General features: G+C 57.4%; 20 protein-coding genes and 3 tRNA genes. 9 read left to right on the forward strand and 14 right to left on the reverse strand.

The window, feature by feature from the left end; translation table 11 throughout:
• Positions 1 to 36: 36 nt before the first annotated feature.
• The 13 genes from DWY05_RS03400 to DWY05_RS03460 all read right to left on the reverse strand — a co-directional run bounded on the left by DWY05_RS03400 (position 37) and on the right by DWY05_RS03460 (position 13,321).
• Positions 37 to 486, reverse strand: coding sequence for a hypothetical protein (locus DWY05_RS03400; protein ID WP_089572580.1), 450 nt, complete (start codon positions 484 to 486; stop codon positions 37 to 39).
• 30 nt (positions 487 to 516) lie between these two features.
• Positions 517 to 873 (reverse strand): hypothetical protein, encoded by a 357-nt coding sequence (locus DWY05_RS03405; RefSeq protein WP_117820634.1) that lies wholly within the window; start codon positions 871 to 873, stop codon positions 517 to 519.
• A 33-nt stretch (positions 874 to 906) separates the two neighbouring features.
• Complete coding sequence (locus tag DWY05_RS03410; RefSeq protein ID WP_117756926.1) at positions 907 to 1,407, reverse strand: bifunctional nuclease family protein; 501 nt, start codon at positions 1,405 to 1,407, stop codon at positions 907 to 909.
• A 184-nt stretch (positions 1,408 to 1,591) separates the two neighbouring features.
• Positions 1,592 to 1,668, reverse strand: a tRNA-Ile gene (locus DWY05_RS03415).
• A gap of 4 nt (positions 1,669 to 1,672) precedes the next feature.
• Positions 1,673 to 1,748: transfer RNA gene (locus tag DWY05_RS03420), tRNA-Ala, on the reverse strand.
• 67 nt (positions 1,749 to 1,815) lie between these two features.
• Positions 1,816 to 1,892, reverse strand: a tRNA-Ile gene (locus DWY05_RS03425).
• A 292-nt stretch (positions 1,893 to 2,184) separates the two neighbouring features.
• Positions 2,185 to 4,899, reverse strand: coding sequence for a DNA gyrase subunit A (gyrA, locus tag DWY05_RS03430; RefSeq protein WP_117820676.1), 2,715 nt, complete (start codon positions 4,897 to 4,899; stop codon positions 2,185 to 2,187).
• A 185-nt stretch (positions 4,900 to 5,084) separates the two neighbouring features.
• The gene (gene gyrB, locus DWY05_RS03435) at positions 5,085 to 7,115 is read right to left on the reverse strand and encodes a DNA topoisomerase (ATP-hydrolyzing) subunit B (RefSeq protein ID WP_117584033.1); all 2,031 of its coding nucleotides are present in this window, start codon (positions 7,113 to 7,115) and stop codon (positions 5,085 to 5,087) included.
• 105 nt (positions 7,116 to 7,220) lie between these two features.
• The gene (locus DWY05_RS03440) at positions 7,221 to 7,784 is read right to left on the reverse strand and encodes a DciA family protein (RefSeq protein WP_117584032.1); all 564 of its coding nucleotides are present in this window, start codon (positions 7,782 to 7,784) and stop codon (positions 7,221 to 7,223) included.
• A complete protein-coding gene (locus DWY05_RS03445) occupies positions 7,771 to 8,877 on the reverse strand; it encodes a DNA replication/repair protein RecF (RefSeq protein WP_117584031.1) in 1,107 nt (368 codons plus the stop codon). Before DWY05_RS03445 ends, DWY05_RS03440 begins: the two co-directional genes overlap by 14 nt.
• Positions 8,878 to 8,886: 9 nt before the next feature.
• Complete coding sequence (gene dnaN, locus DWY05_RS03450; RefSeq protein ID WP_099432409.1) at positions 8,887 to 9,990, reverse strand: DNA polymerase III subunit beta; 1,104 nt, start codon at positions 9,988 to 9,990, stop codon at positions 8,887 to 8,889.
• Between the two features lie 238 nt (positions 9,991 to 10,228).
• Entirely contained in the window at positions 10,229 to 11,953 is a 1,725-nt protein-coding gene (locus DWY05_RS03455; protein WP_117820633.1) for a DnaA ATPase domain-containing protein, read from the reverse strand.
• Between the two features lie 15 nt (positions 11,954 to 11,968).
• The gene (locus DWY05_RS03460) at positions 11,969 to 13,321 is read right to left on the reverse strand and encodes an ATP-binding protein (protein ID WP_117820632.1); all 1,353 of its coding nucleotides are present in this window, start codon (positions 13,319 to 13,321) and stop codon (positions 11,969 to 11,971) included.
• Positions 13,322 to 13,666: 345 nt separating this feature from the next.
• Between DWY05_RS03460 and rpmH the strand changes: the two genes are divergently transcribed.
• The 9 genes from rpmH to DWY05_RS03505 all read left to right on the forward strand — a co-directional run bounded on the left by rpmH (position 13,667) and on the right by DWY05_RS03505 (position 18,706).
• A complete protein-coding gene (rpmH, locus tag DWY05_RS03465; RefSeq protein WP_019127408.1) occupies positions 13,667 to 13,801 on the forward strand; it encodes a 50S ribosomal protein L34 in 135 nt (44 codons plus the stop codon).
• Positions 13,802 to 13,821: 20 nt separating this feature from the next.
• On the forward strand, positions 13,822 to 14,160 hold the full coding sequence (gene rnpA / locus DWY05_RS03470) for a ribonuclease P protein component (protein ID WP_082435526.1): 339 nt from the start codon (positions 13,822 to 13,824) through the stop codon (positions 14,158 to 14,160).
• Positions 14,157 to 14,381 carry a membrane protein insertion efficiency factor YidD gene (yidD, locus tag DWY05_RS03475; RefSeq protein ID WP_022093804.1) on the forward strand — a complete coding sequence of 75 codons (225 nt, stop codon included), beginning with the start codon at positions 14,157 to 14,159 and terminating at the stop codon, positions 14,379 to 14,381. Before rnpA ends, yidD begins: the two co-directional genes overlap by 4 nt.
• 29 nt (positions 14,382 to 14,410) lie before the next feature.
• The gene (locus DWY05_RS03480; protein ID WP_055251326.1) at positions 14,411 to 15,181 is read left to right on the forward strand and encodes a YidC/Oxa1 family membrane protein insertase; all 771 of its coding nucleotides are present in this window, start codon (positions 14,411 to 14,413) and stop codon (positions 15,179 to 15,181) included.
• A gap of 44 nt (positions 15,182 to 15,225) precedes the next feature.
• On the forward strand, positions 15,226 to 15,795 hold the full coding sequence (locus tag DWY05_RS03485) for a R3H domain-containing nucleic acid-binding protein (protein WP_022093802.1): 570 nt from the start codon (positions 15,226 to 15,228) through the stop codon (positions 15,793 to 15,795).
• Positions 15,796 to 15,963: 168 nt separating this feature from the next.
• Positions 15,964 to 16,629, forward strand: a complete 666-nt coding sequence (gene rsmG, locus DWY05_RS03490; protein ID WP_229057815.1) for a 16S rRNA (guanine(527)-N(7))-methyltransferase RsmG — start codon at positions 15,964 to 15,966, stop codon at positions 16,627 to 16,629.
• A 134-nt stretch (positions 16,630 to 16,763) separates the two neighbouring features.
• Positions 16,764 to 17,564, forward strand: coding sequence for a ParA family protein (locus DWY05_RS03495; RefSeq protein ID WP_055251322.1), 801 nt, complete (start codon positions 16,764 to 16,766; stop codon positions 17,562 to 17,564).
• A complete protein-coding gene (locus tag DWY05_RS03500) occupies positions 17,557 to 18,462 on the forward strand; it encodes a ParB/RepB/Spo0J family partition protein (protein WP_195361607.1) in 906 nt (301 codons plus the stop codon). Before DWY05_RS03495 ends, DWY05_RS03500 begins: the two co-directional genes overlap by 8 nt.
• Positions 18,452 to 18,706: a hypothetical protein gene (locus DWY05_RS03505; RefSeq protein ID WP_117820630.1), complete on the forward strand. Its 255-nt coding sequence runs from the start codon at positions 18,452 to 18,454 to the stop codon at positions 18,704 to 18,706. Before DWY05_RS03500 ends, DWY05_RS03505 begins: the two co-directional genes overlap by 11 nt.
• 197 nt (positions 18,707 to 18,903) lie before the next feature.
• On the opposite strand, the gene rlmN is transcribed toward DWY05_RS03505, so the two are convergent.
• Positions 18,904 to 19,956, reverse strand: a complete 1,053-nt coding sequence (gene rlmN / locus DWY05_RS03510) for a 23S rRNA (adenine(2503)-C(2))-methyltransferase RlmN (protein WP_055251319.1) — start codon at positions 19,954 to 19,956, stop codon at positions 18,904 to 18,906.
• Positions 19,957 to 20,015 lie beyond the last annotated feature (59 nt).

The raw sequence follows: 20,015 nt of genomic DNA on the forward strand, positions 1-20,015 counted from the left end.
GAGCCTTTTACCGAAAACTCGTTTATTTTAGCGATTTTAGATGAGAGGGGTTTCCTCACCTGCAGGTTCAGGGTCGCTCCACATAAAACCATCGCCGGCGCCCATGCCCTCATACAGCACATATGCCGAAAAGCCGCTCTCGAGCGTCGTCTCAAAGAAGCTCACGAGCAGAGCGTCGTGATAGCCGCCGTCAATCTCGACGCAGCCGGTATAGCCGATGGCATAGCGGGCGATACGGCCCAGGCCCTCGTCCTTAAGACCCATCTTGTGCTCGGAGATAAAGTTGGTGGCAGCCTCCAGGCATGCCTCCTCGCCATCCTCGTCGAGCGCGGCCAGATAGCGGTTGGAAGCAGCGTCCTCGATCGCCACAACTACGCCCGGATTCTCACCGGCGGCAAGGTCGTCCAAGAACGCACCAATCAGGTCACACACCATGGCGTCGAGCTCGGCGGAGACGTTACCGGCGTCCTGCATATCCTGTGCCATCTTTAGACCTTCCCATCGAGTCTCGCGTCGTTACAGTTCCTGTGCCTCGGCAGCGATCTTGGCGGCAGCGTCGCGGGCGCGCATCATATCCATCGCGCGCTTGTCGAGTACCTTGATCTGGTTGGTCAGCATGACCGCATCGACCACACCCCAGATTACCAAGCCTGTTGAAATCGAAAACCCAAGCGCACCAACTGTACCACGAAGGCGCGAGCAGATTGCCGCGACAAGGGCGGAGACGACAACCATCTTGATAAACGAGCCGCGGCGCTCGCGAAGCGTGCGGGCCTGCGTCACATAGGCAATGCGAGCCGCCTCAGAAGCCTCCGAGCGCATCTGGGCCTCGCGTGCAATGGCCGCCGCCTCAACCGACATACCGCTGGCCATCAGCGAACACTCCGCAACCCTGCCGCCCCGCATTTAGAAGTCATCGGGGGAGAGCGTATGGACGAACTCGTCGAACTTCTCGAACTCCTGCTCGTCGTCGACATCCTCGGCGTGGGTGGAAACAGTGCCCAGGCGATTCATGATGTCGTCCTCCACAAACATGGGAGCATTGCTGCGCACGGCAAGGGCAATGGCATCACTGGGACGAGCGTCGATCTTGCGCTCCTCGCCATCGGCCAGTACGACGATCGTCGCGTAGAACACCGGCGGCTCGGCGCGGACGATCTCGATGCGCTCGAGCTTGGCGCCCAGGGCGTCAACGGTATCGAGCAACAGATCATGGGTGATCGGGCGCTCGGCGCGGCCGCTATCGATGCCGCGGCTGATGGCAGCAGCTTCAAACGAACCAGTCTGAATGGAAAGGGAACGCAGCGGCGCGGGCGAGTCCGATTTGCTGCTGCGCTCACGAAGCACGATAAGCGATGGCACGGGACCGGCGGCCATGACGATGGTCTCTATGTCGACACGAACCATGGAACACCTCCGGTACGTAGCGGTTAACACGCGGCAGCCCGCCGCATTGAATAGCTATACTACCCAATCTTTCGCACAGCACACAAAATCAAAGTAGTTAATTTGGGACGGGGCTTTTTTGACTACTTTCAGTAGGTAAGAAAAAAGCCCCGAGGCAACGCCCCAGGGCTCTTCACAGTTTTGATGGTGGACCTGACAAGATTCGAACTTGTGACCTCCCGGTTATCAGCCGGACGCTCTAACCAACTGAGCTACAGGTCCATCATGGTGGAGGTTAGGGGGATCGAACCCCTGACCTCAGGCTTGCAAAGCCCGCGCTCTCCCAGCTGAGCTAAACCCCCACGGAGACAGTAATAAACACCCCAGCGGCGACTCGGCTCTCGCTGGGGTGTTTATTGCGAAAGAAAGTGGTGGACCTGACAAGATTCGAACTTGTGACCTCCCGGTTATCAGCCGGACGCTCTAACCAACTGAGCTACAGGTCCATCGCGCAAGGGATATATTAGACGAGTCGTTACGCGCGCGTCAACAACTTTTTTGAAAATCTTTGGGGCGTGTCTGGAGGGCGGGCGAGATGGGTTAGGTTTGCTGCTCGGGCAGTCCTGCGCAAGACGAAGGCCACATTAAGTGGCCTTCTTTGCGTGCGGAACTCGCGACAAACCTAACCCATCTCGCCCGCCCTCCAGACACAGGTTCCAAGATTGACAAAAAGCGGTCGGCGCGCAGTGCGCCGACCGCCGATATATGGGGTCTGATGGTTTTACCAGAGAGGGCTACTTACTCGTCTAGGAGATCCTGCGGCACTTCGTTTCCGTCGCCTAGGTCGACGGGGGCTTTTTCGGCATCGGCTACGCCCTCACCCTCGACGTCCTCGCCTTCGGGCTTCTCCTTGGCGGCCGTCATGCGGGCGACGGCGCATACGCGGTCGTTGTCGTCGACGGTCATCATCTTGACGCCCTGGGTGGCGCGACCGGTTTGGCTGATCTCGTCGGTCTTGACGCGAATGACCGTCGCGCCCTCCGTCACGATGAACAGCTCATGCTGCGGGCCCACCGTCTTCATGGCTGCGAGGTTACCCTTGCGTTCGGTCATCTGGATGGTGTAGACGCCCTGGCCGCCGCGGTTCTGCTCCGGGTAGTCCGCAACCGGCGTGCGCTTGCCGTAGCCGCGCTCGGTAATGACAAACAGGTCACCATTGCCGTTGGTAACCTCCATACCCAAAACGCTCACGCCTTCCTTCATGCCGATACCGCGGACGCCGCTGGTATCGCGACCGGTGGCGCGCACCTGGTCCTCGGGGAACATAATCGCCTTGCCCGCGGTGGTTGCCATTATGATCTTGTCACCCTCACGCACGCGGCGTACAGCGAGCAGCGCGTCGTCGTCCCTCAGGTTGATGGCGATCAGGCCATCACGGCGGCTACGGTCGTAGGCGCTCATCACGGTCTTCTTGACCATGCCGCTCTTGGTGGCAAACATCAGATACTCGTCGGCGGGGAACTCGCGGCAGCTGATGACACTCGCAATCTTCTCGCCCTCCTCGAAAGGCAACAGGTTGACGATCGCGGTGCCGCGCGCCTGGCGCGTACCCACCGGCAGCTCGTGCACCTTCAGGCGATAGACCTTGCCCTTGCTCGAGAAGAACAGCACGTACTCGTGCGTGGACGCGATAAACATCTCGTCGATAACGTCGTCCTCTTTGAGGTTGACGCCCGACACACCCTTGCCGCCGCGCTTCTGGGCGCGGTAGGCGGCCACCGGGATGCGCTTGACATAGCCGGTATGGGTGATGGTCACGACCATGTCCTCGTCGGCAATCAGGTCTTCGACGTCCAGGTCCTTCTCCACATGGCTGATCTCGGTGCGGCGCTTGTCGCCGAACTTCTTGGAGATCTCGCGCATCTCTTCCTTGATGACGCCCAGGATCTTCTCCTCGTGCGCCAGCAGGTCCTCGTAGTAGGCGATGGCGCGACGCAAGCCGTCCAGCTCCTCCTGAATCTTGTCGCGCTCCAGGCCGGTCAGGCGGCGCAGCTTCATCTCGAGGATGGCCGTGGTCTGCTCGGGCGTAAAGCCAAAGCGCTCGATCAGGCGGCTGCTGGCCTCAGAATCGGTCTGCGAGGAGCGGATGATGCTGATGACCTCGTCGATATGGTCGAGAGCCATCAGGTAGCCCTCGAGGATATGGGCACGCGCCTGGGCCTTTTTAAGGTCGAAGCGGGTGCGGCGGGTGACGACGTCGACCTGGTGGTCGATGTAGTGCTGCAGCATCTCGCGCAGGCTCAGGCATTTGGGAACGCCGTTGACAAGTGCCAGGTTGTTGGCGCCAAAGGTCGTCTGCAGCGAGGTGTACTTATACAGATTGTTGAGCACGACTTGCGGAATGACGCCCTTCTTGAGCTCGATGACCAGACGGATACCCTTCTGGTTGGACTCATCGCGCATATCCGAGATGCCCTCGATGCGCTTATCGTTGACGAGCTGGGCGATCTTCTCCTGCAGGGTGCCCTTGTTGACCATGTAGGGAATCTCGGTAAAGACCAAGCGGCTGCGACCGGTCTTGGTGGACTCCACGTGCGCCTTGGCACGCACGGTAATGGAGCCGCGGCCGGTCTCGTAGCTCTGCTTAATGCCGGCGCTGCCCATGATGATGGCGCCGGTGGGGAAGTCCGGACCGGGCATGATCTGCATGAGCTCGTCGACGGTGGCCTCGGGGTTGTCGATCAGGTAGCAGGTGGCCTCGATCGCCTCGGTGAGGTTATGCGGGGCGATGTTGGTGGCCATGCCGACGGCGATGCCCTGGCTGCCGTTGACCAGCAGGTTGGGGAAGCGCGCGGGCAGCGCCTGGGGCTCGGCGAGCGACTCATCGTAGTTGGGCTGCCAGTCGACGGTATCCTTCTGCAGGTCGCGCAGCAGCTCCATGGCGGGCTTTGCCAGGCGGCTCTCGGTGTAACGCATGGCGGCGGCGCCGTCGCCATCGATGTTGCCAAAGTTGCCGTGACCGTCGATGAGCGGCGTGCGCATGGAGAACCACTGCGCCAGGCGGACCATGGCCTCGTAGACCGCGAAGTCACCGTGCGGATGGTACTTACCGATAACTTCGCCGACCGTCCAAGCGGACTTCTTGTGCGGACGGTTGGGGTAGATGCCGCTCTCGTTCATGGCGTACAGGATGCGACGGTGCACCGGCTTTAAGCCATCGCGCACGTCCGGCAGGGCGCGCGCCGTGATGACCGACATCGAGTACTCGATGAACGACTGCTTCATCTCGCGGCCGAACTCCGAAATCTGGAGCTGACCGCCGTTGATATCCTCGCCGGCCGAGGCGCCACGGTCGACTTCGCCAAAGCTCTCCTCGAGCTCGGCGTCGTCGTCCTCTTCCTCATCATCGGCATCGGGGTTATAGGCGTCCGGATCGCCGTCCTCGCCCTGCTCAGCACGGGCAAGCAGGCGCTTCAGATCATCGGGCATGCCGGCGTCGCCGGCCTCGTCCATACCCTCGTTATTGTTGATATCGTCTGCCACGTTACCTCCTCATGGTTTGCGTGGTCCATTAGTTCCCTGCCACGGAGACGGCTTTTCCAGGTGCCGCAGATTCGCTCGAAAGAGGAGGGAAGCGTACTTGGGTACGCGACCGACGATTGAGGGCGAAGGTGCGGTGGCTGGGAAAGCCGAACAGGTTAGGCGTCTAAGAAGCGTGCATCATGTGCATGCTTCTCGATGTACTCACGGCGATAGCCGACCTCGGAACCCATCAGCTCGCGCACGGCGCGGTCTGCCACCACGGCGTCCTCGATCGACACGCGCTGCAGGATGCGGGTCTTGGGGTCCATCGTCGTCGAGGCAAGCTGCTTGGGGTCCATCTCGCCCAGGCCCTTGTAGCGCTGGACGGTATAGCCCTTGCGCTTCTTGGTGATCTTGCCGTCCTTGGCCTTGCCGTCCTCGTCGTTATCGTCGGGGTTCAGGCCCAGACTCTGGATGGTGTCGCGCAGGATCTCGTCTTCGGGCTGGCGGCCGTTGGGATACACGTAGTGGATCTTGTTGCGCACCTTAATGCCAAAGATGGGCGGGCAGGCGACATAGACGTAGCCGGCATCGATCAGCGGACGCATGTACTTGTAGAAGAACGTCAGCAGCAGGATGCGGATATGCGCACCGTCGACGTCTGCATCGGTCATGATGATGATCTTGTGGTAGCGCGCCTTGGTGATATCGAAGTCGCCGCCGTCGCCGGCACTCGTCGTGACGCCGCAGCCGATCGCGGTAATCAGCGACTGGATGGTGTCGCTCGAGAACGCACGATGATCGCCCACGCGCTCGACGTTCAAAATCTTGCCGCGCAGGGGCAGAATCGCCTGGATGTCTCGGCGACGGCCGTCCTTGGCCGAACCGCCTGCCGAGTCGCCCTCTACGATGAAGAGCTCGGTCAGCTCGGCATCGCGCACCGAGCAGTCAGCGAGCTTACCGGGCAGGGACGCCGTCTCGAGCAGGCTCTTGCGGCGGGTCGCCTCGCGCGCCTTGCGGGCGGCGTTGCGCGCCTTGCAGGCCTGTTGCGCCTTCTTGACGATCTCGCGGGCGGGCTTGGGATGCTCCTCCAAGTAATCGGCGAGGCCGTCGGTCACGATCTTGAGCGTCAGCGCGCGCATATAGGAGCTACCGAGCTTGGCCTTGGTCTGGCCCTCAAACTGCGGATCGGGCAGCTTGACCGAGATAACGGCCGAAAGGCCCTCGCGCACATCGTCGCCGGTCAGGTTGGCGTCTTTTTCCTTGAGCAGGTTCTGTTTGCGCGCGTAGTCGTTGATCACGCGGGTGAGCGCGGTGCGGAAGCCCTCAAGGTGCATGCCGCCCTCGGGAGTGTAGATGTCGTTGGCAAACGACATGACGTTCTCGCCGTAGCCGCTATTCCACTGCAGGGAAACCTCGACCTCGCCCATCTTGGCCACAGGCGCGTCCGGGTCCGATTTGCCCTCGATGTAGATGGGCTCCTTAAAGGCCTCAGGGACGTCCTTGCCCTCGTTGAGGAACTTGACGAAGTCGATGATGCCGCCCTCGTAGCAAAACTCCTCCACGTGGGGAGTCTCCTCGCGCTCGTCGGTCAGCACGATTTTGAGGTTCTTATTGAGGAACGCCGTCTCCTGCAGACGGTTGTGCAGCGTATCGAAATCGTAGATGCAGGTCTCGAAGATCTCGTCGTCGGGCCAGAAGGTGACGGTGGTACCCGTCGAATCCGAGGTGCCCACGACCTCCATCTTCTTGACGGTCTTGCCGCGCGAGAACTCCATCTCGTAGGTGTTGCCATCGCGACGAACCTGAACGACCACGCGCTTGGACAGTGCGTTGACGACGGAGATGCCTACGCCGTGCAGGCCGCCCGAGACCTTATAGGCCGAGTTATCGAACTTACCGCCGGCGTGCAAGATCGTCATAACGACCTCGAGCGTCGGGATCTTTTTAACAGGGTGCTCGTCGACGGGGATGCCGCGCCCGTTGTCGACGACCGTGATGGAGTTGTCGGCGTGGACCGTCACCTGGATCTCGGTGCAGAAACCGGCCATGGCCTCGTCGACGGAGTTGTCAACGATCTCCCACACCAGGTGATGCAGACCGCTGGCGCTCGTCGAGCCGATATACATGCCCGGGCGCTTACGAACGGCCTCGAGACCTTCGAGAATCTTAATCTCGCCGCCATCGTAATCGTTTTCGTTTGCCACACGTCCTCCTTCAGTCAAGAAAATGTGTACAGCCTTACTAGTTTATCGTAAAAAAATACCCTCGGGACCGAGGGTATTTGGCTCTACAAGGCCACCAGATGCGATTTAAGGCTCTTTTTTGCTTTGCACGCCCTTGGCCCACTCGGCACTGGCTCTCATGGCATTCTCGAGGGCCTCGCGCAGTTTTTGGTCTTCGATGGGCGCCACCTGGCGCTCGATCTCGGTGCACTCGGCCTCACTTAGGTCGGCGTGCGGGGCCGGCGGGCGCTCGGTCGTCGCCGGGCGCAGGCGCTCCTTGGCGGCGGGCGGCGTGTGACCGGGCGCGGTGGTTTTGAACACCAGGCCGTCCACATGCGCACCGGCGCGCTCCATGCGCGCGCGGATGATCTCGCGCAACAGCGTCATTTCCTGCGTCCACGAGGGCGAGTCGAGATACACCAGCAGCTCATTGGACTCGGGCAGGTAGCGCAGTCCCGTCACATGCCGCCCCTCGCGCGTGCCCGAGCACACCGCGTTCCATGCGCGATAGACCGTGCGCGACTCCTCGGCGGCCTCCATCTGCGCACGGCGCTTAGGCGTTGCAGCCGCCAGGATGCGCTGGCGCTCTGCGTTCAAAAACCCGCTGAAGGCGACTGTCTCGCTCTCGCGCTCGTAATTAGCACGTCTCACCCATGCTCACCACCTTGGCTCGATCAAGCAGGTCATCGGTAAAGTACCCCAGGTTGGTCGTAGTTATGACCGTCTGGATATCATCGCCAATCAGCCGCAGGAAAGCGCCGCGACGCTCGCCGTCGAGCTCGCTCATCACGTCGTCCAAAAGCAGCAGTGGGGCGGTGCCCAGGACATCGCGAGCCACGGCAACCTCGGCCACCTTCCAGGACAGCACCAGCGTGCGCTGCTGTCCTTGGCTGGCAAATGAACGGGCGGAGCGACCCGCCACGGTAAACTCAATCTCGTCGCGATGCGGTCCCACCAACGTCACGCCGCGGCGAATTTCCTCGTCGGCATGCTCGTCAAGGGCGGCCAGCATGCGCTCGTACGCCCAACCCTTCAGCTCTTCGCGATCCTCGACCTGGGGCAAAGCCCCCAGCGTGGACGCATAGGTCACGTTGGCGGCCTCACCTGACGCTACTTGCCCGTAGGCAGTGTGCACATGGCCCGCCAGCCGGTCGAGCAGAGCCAACCGGTGCACGAGCAGGGCCGAGCCCGCGCGGGCAATCGAATCGTTCCACGCGCCGAGCATCTCGCGGCAGCACCAGGTCTCCTTGAGCAAGGCGTTACGCTGGGTCACGCAGCGCCCATAGGTGCTCGCAAGATCGGCATAGCGTGCGCTCAGTTGCATGCCAAAGTCATCGAGGGCGGCGCGGCGCACACTGGCGCCACGCTTAACCATGTCCAGATGGTCGGGGCAAAACAGCACGCTCGGAAGAACCCCGCGCACACCGGCGGCAGAGCATCTCTTGCCGTTGCGGCTAAACGAGCGCTTACCGTCCTCCGCGCTCAATCCCATATCAAGCACGCGGCCGTCGCCCTCGAGCCTCAGCTCGATCTTGCACGAGCCCACGCCGTCATGGACGAGCTCGGCTGCGGTCGGATGCCTAAACGAGGCGCCGCTCGTCAGCAGCTGCAGCGCCTCTATGAGATTGGTCTTTCCCGCCGCGTTGGGTCCCGCAAGTATCGTCACGCCCTCGTCCAGGGCAAGGTGATAGCTATCGAAGCTGCGGTAGTGCGCGACGGAAAGATCGCGGGCGAACATGGTCATGGCGCAGCGCTAGATGCGGACCGGCATGACCAGGTACAGGTAGTTGATCTTGTCGTAGGACTTAAAGATGCCCGCCTGCGAGTAGCTCTTGAGCTCCAGCGTGATCTCCTTCTCCTTGGACAGGGCATTGAGGCAGCCGAAGATGTAGTGGTAGTTGAAGGCGATGGTACCCGACTCGCCCTCGGCCTCGACATCGATCGTCTCCTGCGCAAGGTCCTGGTCATTGGAAATGGAGGACAGGCCCATCTGCCCGTTCTCGACATCGATCTCGAACTTGACGGCGGGGTTGGCGCTCGCGATGACGGCCACGCGCTTGAGGGCGGCGTTAAAGGCGGCGACGTCGATCTTGACGCTCGTCACGCACGAATCGGGGATGAGCTGCTTGTAGTTGGGGTACACGCCCTCGATGCGACGCGACACGTAGGTGGTGTTGCCGGCCTCGAAGACGACCTGGGTGTCGGTAGCGCCGATCATGATGGTCGCTTGGCTGGCCATGATGTTCAGCGCGTCGTTAAAGGCGTCAGCCGGAACGTTGAGCTCAAAGGAGCCCTCGAGGGTCGAGGTCTCGACCTGCGTATCGCACACGGCCAAGCGGAAGGAATCGGTCGCTACCAGGCGTACGGTGTTGTTCTCGACCTTCATGTGCACGCCGCCCAGGATGGGGCGAGCCTTGTCGGTCGAGGTGACGCGCCACACGCGGCCGACCATTTCGGACAAGACATCGGTCGGCAGCTCCACGGCACTCTCGATGGCATAGGCCGGAAACTCGGGGAAGTCATTGGCATCGAGCGTGTTCAGGCGGAAAGAGCTCTTCTCGCAACCAATCAGCACCTGGCGCTCGGACAGCTCAAAGGTAACCGGGGCATCGGGGAGGGTCTTGGTGATATTGGAGAGCATCTTACAGGGAATAACCATCTCGCCCTCTTCTTCGACATGCGCCGCGATGCGATGACGGATCGAGATAGTGTAGTTAGAGGTCTGGAATTCCAAGATGCCGTCTTGGGCCTTAACGAGCACGCCCGACAGGATGGGAAGGGTGGATGCCGAAGCGACACCCTTCATAACGACGCCGATGGCTTGTGTAAGCGAGCTCTGGCTGACGGTGAACTTCATCTTTTAATACCTTTCTATAGATATAAATATCTTAATAATAGTAATAGCACTGACGAAACTGTTGATTACTCCCAAAGACGCAGGTCAGACCAAGAAAGAGAATCGACAGCAACCTGTGTGCAACAGGGGTGGTTTTCCACGTTCAAAACCTGCGCAAAACTTTTCATCACCGCGGGTTGGGTTTTAGACACCTTATGCCCGTGGTTTCGACAAGTTTTCAACAGGTGTCTCTATTTCCCTATGAGCGCAGTGTAATTTTATCGCGCAGCGACTTGAGGTCTTCGGTGACGGTGCGGTCTTCCTGGATCATCTTCTGGACCTTTTTGTAACTCGTGCTGACGGTCGAGTGGTTGCGGTTGCCAAATTCGGCGCCCACCGCCGTGGTCGTCATCTCGCACATCTCGATGGCCAGGTAGATAGCGATATGGCGTGCTTTGGCGATATTGGCGTTGCGACGCGGGCCGATGAGCTCCTCGTGCGTCACGCCGTACTGCTCTTCGATGACGGACTGAACCGTCTGGACGTTGATCTTTTTGGCCGATGTGTCAAAGTACTGGCTGGCGATGGCGTCGATATCGTCAAAGGTGAGCTCCCCGCCCTCGCGCTCGCGGTCGCCCGCCTCGCCGGCGCAGCGCTCGCAAAAGCTCTCGAGTTCGCGGATGTTGGTGCCCGAGACCTCGGCCATGTGTTTAAAGTGCTCGTCGGTTAGGTGCCCGCCGTCGCCCCCATAGGCCGCCAGCAGCGAGTCGTCGCCTGCCTCGGGAGCGGCGACGATGGTGTTCTCGTAATAGCGCTGCAAGATCTTGTATTTCATTTCGTAGCTGGGCTCTGCGACCAGGCAGAGCATGCCGGCGTTGAAGCGGCTGGTTAGACGCTCGTCCATGCTCAGGTCCTTGGGGGCGCGGTCTGCCGCGATGACGACCTTCTTGTTGTTGCGGATGAACTCGTCCATGAGCTGGAAAAAGTAGTCCACGCTCGCGCGCTTGCCGATGATGTTTTGGATGTCGTCGATGATGAGCACGTCCACGCCGTGGTACGCCTGCATGATGGGGGCGTTGCTCTTCTTTTGGCGGTCGAACTCGGTCATCAGGTCGTCCAGATATGCCTGGGAGTTGGCATACTTGACCTTGATCTCGGGCGACTTTTCGGCGAGCTCGTTTTTGATGGCAAGCAGCAGGTGCGTCTTGCCCAGGCCCGATTTGCCGTAGATGAACAGTGATGTGCACGTGCCCCGCTCGTCCGCGAGGGCGGCAAACTTGAGTGCCGAGCGATAGGCATGGCTGTTCTCGGGGCCGTAGACAAAGTTCTCAAAGGTAAATTTTGAGTTCGCGGCGAGCGGGGCTCCATCCGTATTCTGTTCGGCCGGCGCGGTCGGTGCTGGCATGGGTGAAGCGGGGGTCGCAGCTTGCGTGGATTTAGTTGGCGCTCCGCCCTTCATCTGGTTCATCATGCGACGAAAATCATCGGCCGAGAGCGTGTTCTTGATTGCAATGCCCGAATCCGCGCCCGTCGTTGCGTCGTGAGCGATGGGCATGTGCGTGACGGGTGCGTTCGTTGACGTCGCCGCCGCGGTCGGCAACGGTGCCATGGTTTCACGGGAAACATCGCTGTGCTGGTGCCCGATTGTCGGCACGTCGCCTGCGGAGGCCGGCGCCGCCGGGGAAGCAGCGGGGGCCGTGGCGGGCGCCGTCGCGGCAGCGGATTCCGTCGCGGCGCCTTGCGGTGCCACGATGTCGAGCGCAATCGGTGCAAAGGCGATTTCTTCCAGATAGGCCTCAATGGTCGGCTGATGCTTTTTGAGCTGCGCGATGGCAAAGCGCGAGGGGGCCTCGATCGTGAGCGTATCTTCGGTCAGGCTTATGGCGCGCGATTGCCCCAGCATGTTGATGAGGCGTGCATCTTGGCCGTCGCGCTGGCAAAAGGCGATGGCATCCCCCAGGATGATGCTTGCTTCCTCGTCCACTGTCTCTCCCGTTCTTTAGCTCTGAGCTCGCACGCGAGCGGCGCCGAGTTCGGTCAGATGGTATTTCTGGCCATGCTTGATGACCAAGCCGGCCTGCGCCAAGTCATTGAGCGTGCGTGACCAAGTGGGGGCCGAGTTTCCAAACGCCCTCGCCAGATCGGTTGCACCGCACGCTTGATTTTGCGCCAGATAGCCCAGCGCGGCGTTGCCGCGATCGCTTACGAACACGTCCGACTGTGGCTGCGCATACTGATTTGCTGCATTAGGATACATCATTTGAGCTGCTGATTGTTGAGAACTCTGCATCGGCGGCATTTGCTGTTGAAAACTTTGAGGCCACTGTTGGTAAGGCTGCGGAGTCATCTGCTGGGCCCAGGGGTTGTACTGCTGCTGCGGCATCTGCTGGTACGGCTGCTGATATCCCTGCTGGTACTGCTGTGGGAACTGCTGGCCATACCCCAGTGGCGGCATCTGCTGATATGGATATCCCTGTTGGTACGGCTGATATCCCATTTGCTGGCCACCCGGTGCCCCCGTCGCCTGCTGCATTGCTGCTGCATCCTGATCCGCCAGCGGCATGGCCTCTGGCACGTTTGGCGGCATCGACATCGACGCCGCCTGGGACTCTTGTGTAGGAAGCATTCCGGGCTGCTGCATCTGTCCCACGCGGGGCTGCATCTGTTGCGTTGCCATGGGCTGCTGCGCAAAAGCTCCCGGCAGGGGATATGCGGGCTGCTCCGTCTCGGGCCGCACGGCAGCACCGCGCCCGCCGGCGCGTTCGATTTCCTGCACGCGTTTAGGATCCAGGCTTACCGTAACCACGGTGCCGTTGCCCATGTTGTCCTCGATGGACACGGCCCCGCCGGCGTTTTCCAAATACTCCTGCACCATGGGAAACCCTGCTCCGGTTCCACGGATATAGCGCTTCATCTTGCTGTTTGCGCTGGTAACGCCAAAGTCGAAAGCGCGCTCCTTGTCGTCGATGCCGGGTCCTTGATCAGCAAAGCGGATGGTGTCTCCGCCGTCCAGAATCGAGATGATGGGCTCGGCAAAGTGCGCGTGGATAAAGTTTTCGACAATCTCGCGGATGACCATGAGCGAGATATGGCCACCTTGTTCTTTCATGCACTGGTAGACGGTGTTGGTCGTCTCTTCCAAATACGTGCGGACATCTTGCGGATCAATGACGATCACACGCGGTGTCGACAGCATGTCGTCATAGACGGCGATGCGCGCGGCGTACATGGCTTTTGGCGCCTGCGTGGTCGTCTGCTCGCCTTCGTCACGCTCTTCGCGCACGCCGGTGATGTGCTCGTTGTCGGGTGCCGGGTCTCCGGAATCGACCATGGTGTAAAAGTCGTCAGACATGCCGCTCGCAATCTTTCAAAAGGTTTCGAACAAATAGTAGCTCACCGTGCAATGTTTCTCATCTTTCGACAACTTTTCAAAACCTGTTGAAAACTTTGGAAAACGGACGAAAAGTTCTCAACATTGCCAACATGACCTGTTGAAAACTCGATGAAATATCGTGAAAAGTTGCCATGCACCGCTAAATCGAGCTCGGCTTATGGGGGAACCGTGTGAACTGCGCAACCTTTTACCTTTGATTTCTTGACATTTGAACATTGATTTCCCTACAATCTTCAAGCTCACGTGTCTATATCTGCGTCCGCGCCCCCGCGGACACTCGAAATGCAGCAGGAGGAACTTAAGATGAAGCGTACGTATCAGCCTAATAAGCGTAAGCGTGCCAAGACCCATGGCTTCCGTGCCCGTATGGCCACTAAGGGTGGTCGTGCCGTGCTCGCCCGTCGTCGCGCCAAGGGCCGCAAGCGTCTCACTGTCTAGCAGCGATACACACATCTCGCATGAAGACTATTAAGTCTCGGCAAGATTTCGAGCATGTGTTCAGTCAGGGGCGTCGTTTCAATCACCCTCTGATTCGAATGACCATATGTGAATCGGTTGGCGAAGGCGACTCCGGAAGGGTCGCCTTCGTTGGTGCTAAACGGCTCGGTTGTGCTGTCGTGCGCAACCGTTCTAAGCGTGTGATGCGCGAGGCCGCCCGCAGCTGTGGATTTCCCGTTGCGGGTTATGACATCATCTTGTTCGCAACTCCCAAGACGAGGGTTTCTTCGCCTCAGGAGATGGACAATGCATTGCGTTCGCTTATGAAACGCGCCGGCGTTGCCGGGGAGGAGCGATGAGCAATCACGTTTTGCGACGTGTTGCCATCGCTCCTATTCGCATATATCAACAGGTTATTTCGCCCTTATTGCCTGACGCCTGCATTTATTACCCAACGTGCTCGCAATACGCCGTCCAGGCGATTGAGAAGTACGGTGTTTTGAGAGGCTGCTGGCTTGCCGTGAGGCGCATCGCTCGCTGCAATCCCCTGCACGTCGGCGGTTATGACCCTGTGCCCTAGCGGGCACTCGCTATCGGAGGAAAACTTACATGTGGGATTGGATCGTTAACATCCTTTTCGAGCTGCTCAAGCTCATCCAGACCTTTGCGGTCGACTGGGGCCTGTCCATCATCATCCTGGTGGTCATCATCCGTCTGCTGCTGACGCCGCTTATGCTCAAGTCGACTAAGTCGACGGCACGCATGCAGGTGCTGCAGCCCAAGATGCTCGAGATCCAGGAGCGCTATGCCGACGATCCCCAGCGTCAGGCCGAGGAAATGCAGAAGTTCTACAGCGAGAACAAGTTCAACCCGATGGCTGGTTGTCTGCCGCTGTTGATTCAGATGCCTGTCCTGTTCGCCCTATTTACGCTGCTGCGTAACCTGCCGGACTACTTTAACGACGGCACGTTCTCGTTCTTTAATATTCTGCCCGACCTGACCACCACGCCGAGTGCCTCCTTTGCCGATGGCTTTATGGTCGCGCTGCCTGCGCTGGTCTGCCTGATCCTGTTCGCTGTCCTGACCCTGATTCCGCAGCTCTATATGTCGCGCAACCAGACCGGCCAGCAGGCTCAGAGCATGCGTATGATGGCCGTTGTCATGACGGTCATGATGCTTTGGATGGGCTGGAGCCTTCCCGTTGGTGTTCTGCTGTACTACGACGTCTCGTCTGCTTGGCAGGTTATCCAGCAGATTTTTGTGACGCAGAAGGTCATCGACAAGGCGAAGGCCGATGAGGAGGAGCGCCTTAAGAACGCGCCGCTGCAGGTTGAGGTCACTCGTCGCGAGAAGAAGCCGCGCCCGCACAAGAAGAAGTAGCGGGATATCAATCTTATTTAGGTACCTAACTTTTGGAGTACGTTATGTCTGAAGAGATCATCGAGGATATGCTTGAGGAGGTTGCCCCGCAGGTCGCGGGCGATTATCCCGAGATTGCACAGCGCTACAAGGCCGGTGAAGAGCTGACCGACGAGGAACTCGACACCATTGCCGATGTCGCGATTTCCATCCTGCGTTCCATCCTTTCGCACTTCGATGCCGCCAACTCTCCTATCGATGAGTATGAGGGCGACGAGGGTGAGCTGATTCTGGATGTAACGGCTCCCGACCTTGCTGTTCTCATTGGCCGTCATGGTCGCACCCTTGATGCCCTTCAGGTTATGTTCTCTTTGCTAGTGAGCCGCAAGCTTGGCTTTAGGTATCCGGTTGTAGTGGACGTCGAGGGATACAAGAGCCGCCGTCAGGACAAGGTTGCCTCCATGGCTCAGTCTGCAGCCGAGCGTGCCATCCGCACTCATAAGAGTGTTTCGCTTCCGCCCATGAATGCCTATGAGCGTCGACTGGTTCACATTGCACTTCGTGGCAATGATGCCGTCGATACTCATTCTGAGGGTTCTGACCCTGATCGCCATGTGGTGATTGTTGCTCGATAATCTGCTCGAGCTTATGCTAAGGGGACGTGGTTTCCACGTCCCCTTTTTTTGTCAAAAGTTCTCGATACACTGATTTTTGTCAGAAAGGAGCTTTCGTTGTTAGTACTTACTGATCAGCAAGCTGACGAGATGTTGACTCGTCTAACTTCCTATTGCAAAGAGTATTCCTTGAGCGTATCTGATGTTGAGCTGAGGAAATGTATTCAGCATTTGGATTTGGTTCTGGAAACAAATAAGACAACTAATCTCACCCGTATTCTTAACGTAGAAGATGCTGCGGTACTTCATATCCTCGACTCACTTGTTTTGCTCCCCTATATCAATAAGGCTCCTGAGGGAGCTTTGCTCGATATGGGGACAGGTGCGGGCTTCCCTGGTATTCCGTTAACCATAACCACGCATCGTAAAGCTACTTATATTGACTCTGTTGGTAAGAAGGTTGATGCCGTCAATTCTTTTGTTCATGCTCTTGGGTTGAAACATGCTCATGCGATTCATGATCGCCTTGAAGAATATGCTCGAAGCCATAAGAAGCAGTTTTCTGTCGTAACCGCCCGCGCACTTGCCCCTCTACCGATTCTTGTTGAGTATGCGGCTCCGTTCCTCAAGGATGGAGGTCTATTTGTTATCACCAAGGGTAATCCTTCGGATGAGGAGCTAGTTTCCGGCATGTCGGCAGCTAAGATTTGCGGCTTCACTTTGCTTCTTAATGACGCAATCGATTTGCCTGAGGGCTTGGGCCACAGGGAGTTCATTGTTCTCAAGAAGAGTCATCCAGCATCCGTTTCATTGCCTCGTGCAAATGGCATGGCTAAGAAGAATCCGCTTGCCTAGATGTTTCACGTGAAACATAATGGATACTAACAACTTGCAATGTTTCACGTGAAACATGGCGGTTGATATCGAATCGGAATGTTTCACGTGAAACATCCTCCGTTTGACAGCTTTAATACACACCAGGAGGGACCGTGGGATTTCGCGACGTTAAGCGTTCTAAGAACGCAAAAGACACGCGTATCATTGCAATCATCAATCAAAAAGGCGGCGTCGGTAAGTCAACGACGGCTGTAAACCTTGCAGCAGCACTGGGTGAGCAGGGTCGTAAGACACTGATTGTCGATTTTGATCCGCAGGGAAACAGTACCAGTGGATTTGGAATTGAAAAAGAAGACCTTGATCACTGCATCTATGATGCATTGTTGAATGATGTGCCGGCAGAATCGCTTGTTCTTGATACAAATTGCAAAAAGGTATTCGTAATTCCAGCTACGATTCAGCTTGCAGGTGCCGAAATTGAGCTCGTAAGCGCAATTGCTCGTGAAACCCGCCTCAAAGATTTGCTTGAGCCGATTCAGGACGAGTTCGATTTTATTTTCATTGACTGTCCTCCTTCGCTCGGCCTGCTTACTATCAATGCCTTGACCGCAGCAGATAGCGTTTTGATTCCAATCCAGTGCGAGTATTACGCACTCGAGGGCGTTACGAAGCTGCTTGAGTCAATGAAGATGGTCAAATCACGTCTGAACAAGGGCTTAGACACCTATGGCGTGCTTATGACCATGTATGACTCACGTACTTCTCTATCGAATCAAGTTGTTGAGGAGGTTCAATCGTACTTTGGTGATAAGGCGTTTAAAACGCTGATCCCCCGTACGGTTAAAATCTCCGAAGCTCCGTCTTTTGGAGAACCGGTAATTACCTATGCACCTCAAAATAAGGGTGCAAAAGCGTATATGAACCTTGCAAAAGAGGTGATCAAGCGTGCCTAGTGTAAAGAAACGTGGCGGATTGGGACGTGGACTCAATGCTTTGGTCTCAGAGGCCGAGTATGAGACCGGTGGTTCGGCTGCATCTGCTTCAAATGCCGCATCTGAAACAAAACTACCTATTGAGGATATTGTTCCCAACCCTAACCAGCCGCGAATTCACTTTAACGAAACTGAACTTCGAGAGTTGAGTGAGTCAATCCAAGAACATGGCGTTTTGCAGCCGCTTTTGGTTCGAAAGCATGGAAACGGCTATGAGATCATCGCTGGTGAGCGTCGTTACCAGGCGTCAAAGCTTGCTGGTCTTGAGGAACTGCCTGTCATCATTAAGGAAGTTAATGATGAGGAGATGCTCGCTCTTGCTCTTATCGAGAATCTTCAGCGTTCTGATTTGAATCCCGTCGAAGAGGCGAAGGGTTATCGTCAGCTCATTGATGCTAGCGGTATGACACAAGAGGCGTTATCAAAGGCTGTCAGTAAGTCTCGTTCTGCAATTACAAATTCACTTCGTTTGCTAGATCTTCCCGAAGTCGTACAGCAGATGATTTTCGAGGGCAAGCTTACTGCTGGCCATGCGAGAGCGATTCTTGCAGTTCCATATGAAGATGCAAGGATTCGACTTGCTGAGAAGGTTGTTGCAGAAGGCCTTTCCGTTAGAGCGACAGAAAATCTTGCTCCGTTGTTTTCTGCCGGAGAGACACCTAAGACACCGAGGCCTGCAACGCCTCAGTCTTTTAAAAAGGCTGCGCGTGTACTTCGTCAGGTATTTAATACCAACGTGCGCGTGAAGAGCTCGCGTGGAAAGAATAAGATTGAGATTGAGTTTAAAGACGAGGAAGAGCTCTCTCGTATTCTTGGTGAAATGATTCAGTTTGATCAAGGAGGCCAAGATGAGGAATAAGATTTTAACTGCGATTGCATTGGTGACGACTGTCGCGGCTGGTGCCTTTGCTGGCTATAAGATCGCGACAGACGATGAACTTCGAGGTCGTTTGCTTCGTGGTGCGTGGGATATTGTCGATACTTCCAAGAAGAAAATGGATGTTATGACAGAAGATGTTGCCATGCGCACTGCTCAGGTAACGAAAAATCCTAAGATTAATCAAGGTTGGGTTAGCAACCAATGGGAAAATGTAGGCTATTAGGTACCTAACAATTACCCTGCATATTTTGAGCGGCCCTTGTCTGATTCATGAGACAAAGGCCGCTTATTTTGTCCGTAAAAAATGGGAAAGCTAGCAACGGTCCAAAATTGAGGTCAATAAATGAAACGACCCCGCTTGCATATTCTGCAACCGGGGTCGTTCATGTTTCACATGAAACGTTTTGGGGTGCGACTCCCCTATGCGTTCTTCTGAACTTTGAAGCGCTGCTTCAGCTGTCCGCAAGCGGCGTCAATATCGTTACCACGGGAGTTACGGATCGTGGTCTCGATGCCACGGGACTCAAGACGACGCTGAAGATCCTCAACCTTATGAATCGGCGACGGCTTGAGCGGGCTGCCCTCGATGTCGTTAAGCTGAATGAGGTTAACGTGGCACAGCGTTCCCTCGCAGAAGTCGCAGAGCGCCTGCATCTCGGGATTCGTATCGTTGACGCCTTCGATCATGGCATACTCATAGGTCGGGCGGCGGCCAGTCTTCTCGGTGTAGAGCTGAAGCGCTTCGTGAAGGCGAAGCAGCGTGTACTTCTTAACACCGGGCATGAGCTTATTGCGCGTCGACTGGATGGCGGAATGCAGGGAAACGGCAAGCGTGAATTGCTCGGGGATGTCGGCAAATTTGCGAATACCGGGAATAACGCCGCTGGTAGAGACGGTGAGGTGACGAGCGCCGATACCGATGCCGTCGGGGTCGTTGAGGATTCGCAGCGCCTTGAGAACCTCGTCGTAGTTGGCAAACGGCTCGCCCTGGCCCATGAAGACAACGCTCGTGGCGCGCTCGCCAAAGTCGTTGGATACATGAAGTACCTGGTCGACGATCTCTTGAGCTGTCAGAGAACGCTTAAGGCCGTTGAGACCGGTAGCGCAAAAGGCGCAGCCCATGCCACAGCCTGCCTGGGTGGAAACGCAGACGGAAAGCTTGTTTCGACGGGGCATACCGACGGTCTCGACGGAAATGCCGTCGTGGTACTCGAGCAGATACTTGCGAGAGCCATCTTTGGAAACCTGCTTGGTGAGTTCGGTCGGCGTATCAAAGGCAAACGCCTCTTTAAGCTGTTCGCGGAAAGCCTTGGGAAGGTTGGTCATATCGTCAAACGAACAAACGTTCTTCTCAAAGACCCACTCGATGAGTTGCTTGGCGCGGAAGGCGGGCTGGCCAAGTTCGGCCACGAGCTCGCGAATATCGTTTTGGCTCAAGTCGCGAATGTCCTGAGATTTAGTCCTGGGATTCATGGAAGCCTTTCGATTTTGGGGAAACGTAGAGGGTATCGCTACAATATGGTATCAGCTGC

Source organism: Collinsella sp. AF23-4AC, assembly GCF_003462685.1.
Lineage (GTDB): Bacteria > Actinomycetota > Coriobacteriia > Coriobacteriales > Coriobacteriaceae > Collinsella.

Bases quoted from the DNA above. Each gene is read 5' to 3' on its own strand.
- DWY05_RS03400 (WP_089572580.1), bottom strand. From the start codon at position 486: ATGGCACAGGATATGCAGGACGCCGGTAACGTCTCCGCCGAGCTCGAC.
- DWY05_RS03405 (WP_117820634.1), bottom strand. From the start codon at position 873: ATGGCCAGCGGTATGTCGGTTGAGGCGGCGGCCATTGCACGCGAGGCC.
- DWY05_RS03410 (WP_117756926.1), bottom strand. From the start codon at position 1,407: ATGGTTCGTGTCGACATAGAGACCATCGTCATGGCCGCCGGTCCCGTG.
- gyrA (WP_117820676.1), bottom strand. From the start codon at position 4,899: ATGGACGAGGCCGGCGACGCCGGCATGCCCGATGATCTGAAGCGCCTG.
- DWY05_RS03445 (WP_117584031.1), bottom strand. From the start codon at position 8,877: ATGACCATGTTCGCCCGCGATCTTTCCGTCGCGCACTACCGCAGCTTC.
- dnaN (WP_099432409.1), bottom strand. From the start codon at position 9,990: ATGAAGTTCACCGTCAGCCAGAGCTCGCTTACACAAGCCATCGGCGTC.
- DWY05_RS03460 (WP_117820632.1), bottom strand. From the start codon at position 13,321: ATGTCTGACGACTTTTACACCATGGTCGATTCCGGAGACCCGGCACCC.
- rpmH (WP_019127408.1), top strand. From the start codon at position 13,667: ATGAAGCGTACGTATCAGCCTAATAAGCGTAAGCGTGCCAAGACCCAT.
- rnpA (WP_082435526.1), top strand. From the start codon at position 13,822: ATGAAGACTATTAAGTCTCGGCAAGATTTCGAGCATGTGTTCAGTCAG.
- yidD (WP_022093804.1), top strand. From the start codon at position 14,157: ATGAGCAATCACGTTTTGCGACGTGTTGCCATCGCTCCTATTCGCATA.
- DWY05_RS03480 (WP_055251326.1), top strand. From the start codon at position 14,411: ATGTGGGATTGGATCGTTAACATCCTTTTCGAGCTGCTCAAGCTCATC.
- DWY05_RS03485 (WP_022093802.1), top strand. From the start codon at position 15,226: ATGTCTGAAGAGATCATCGAGGATATGCTTGAGGAGGTTGCCCCGCAG.
- DWY05_RS03505 (WP_117820630.1), top strand. From the start codon at position 18,452: ATGAGGAATAAGATTTTAACTGCGATTGCATTGGTGACGACTGTCGCG.
- rlmN (WP_055251319.1), bottom strand. From the start codon at position 19,956: ATGAATCCCAGGACTAAATCTCAGGACATTCGCGACTTGAGCCAAAAC.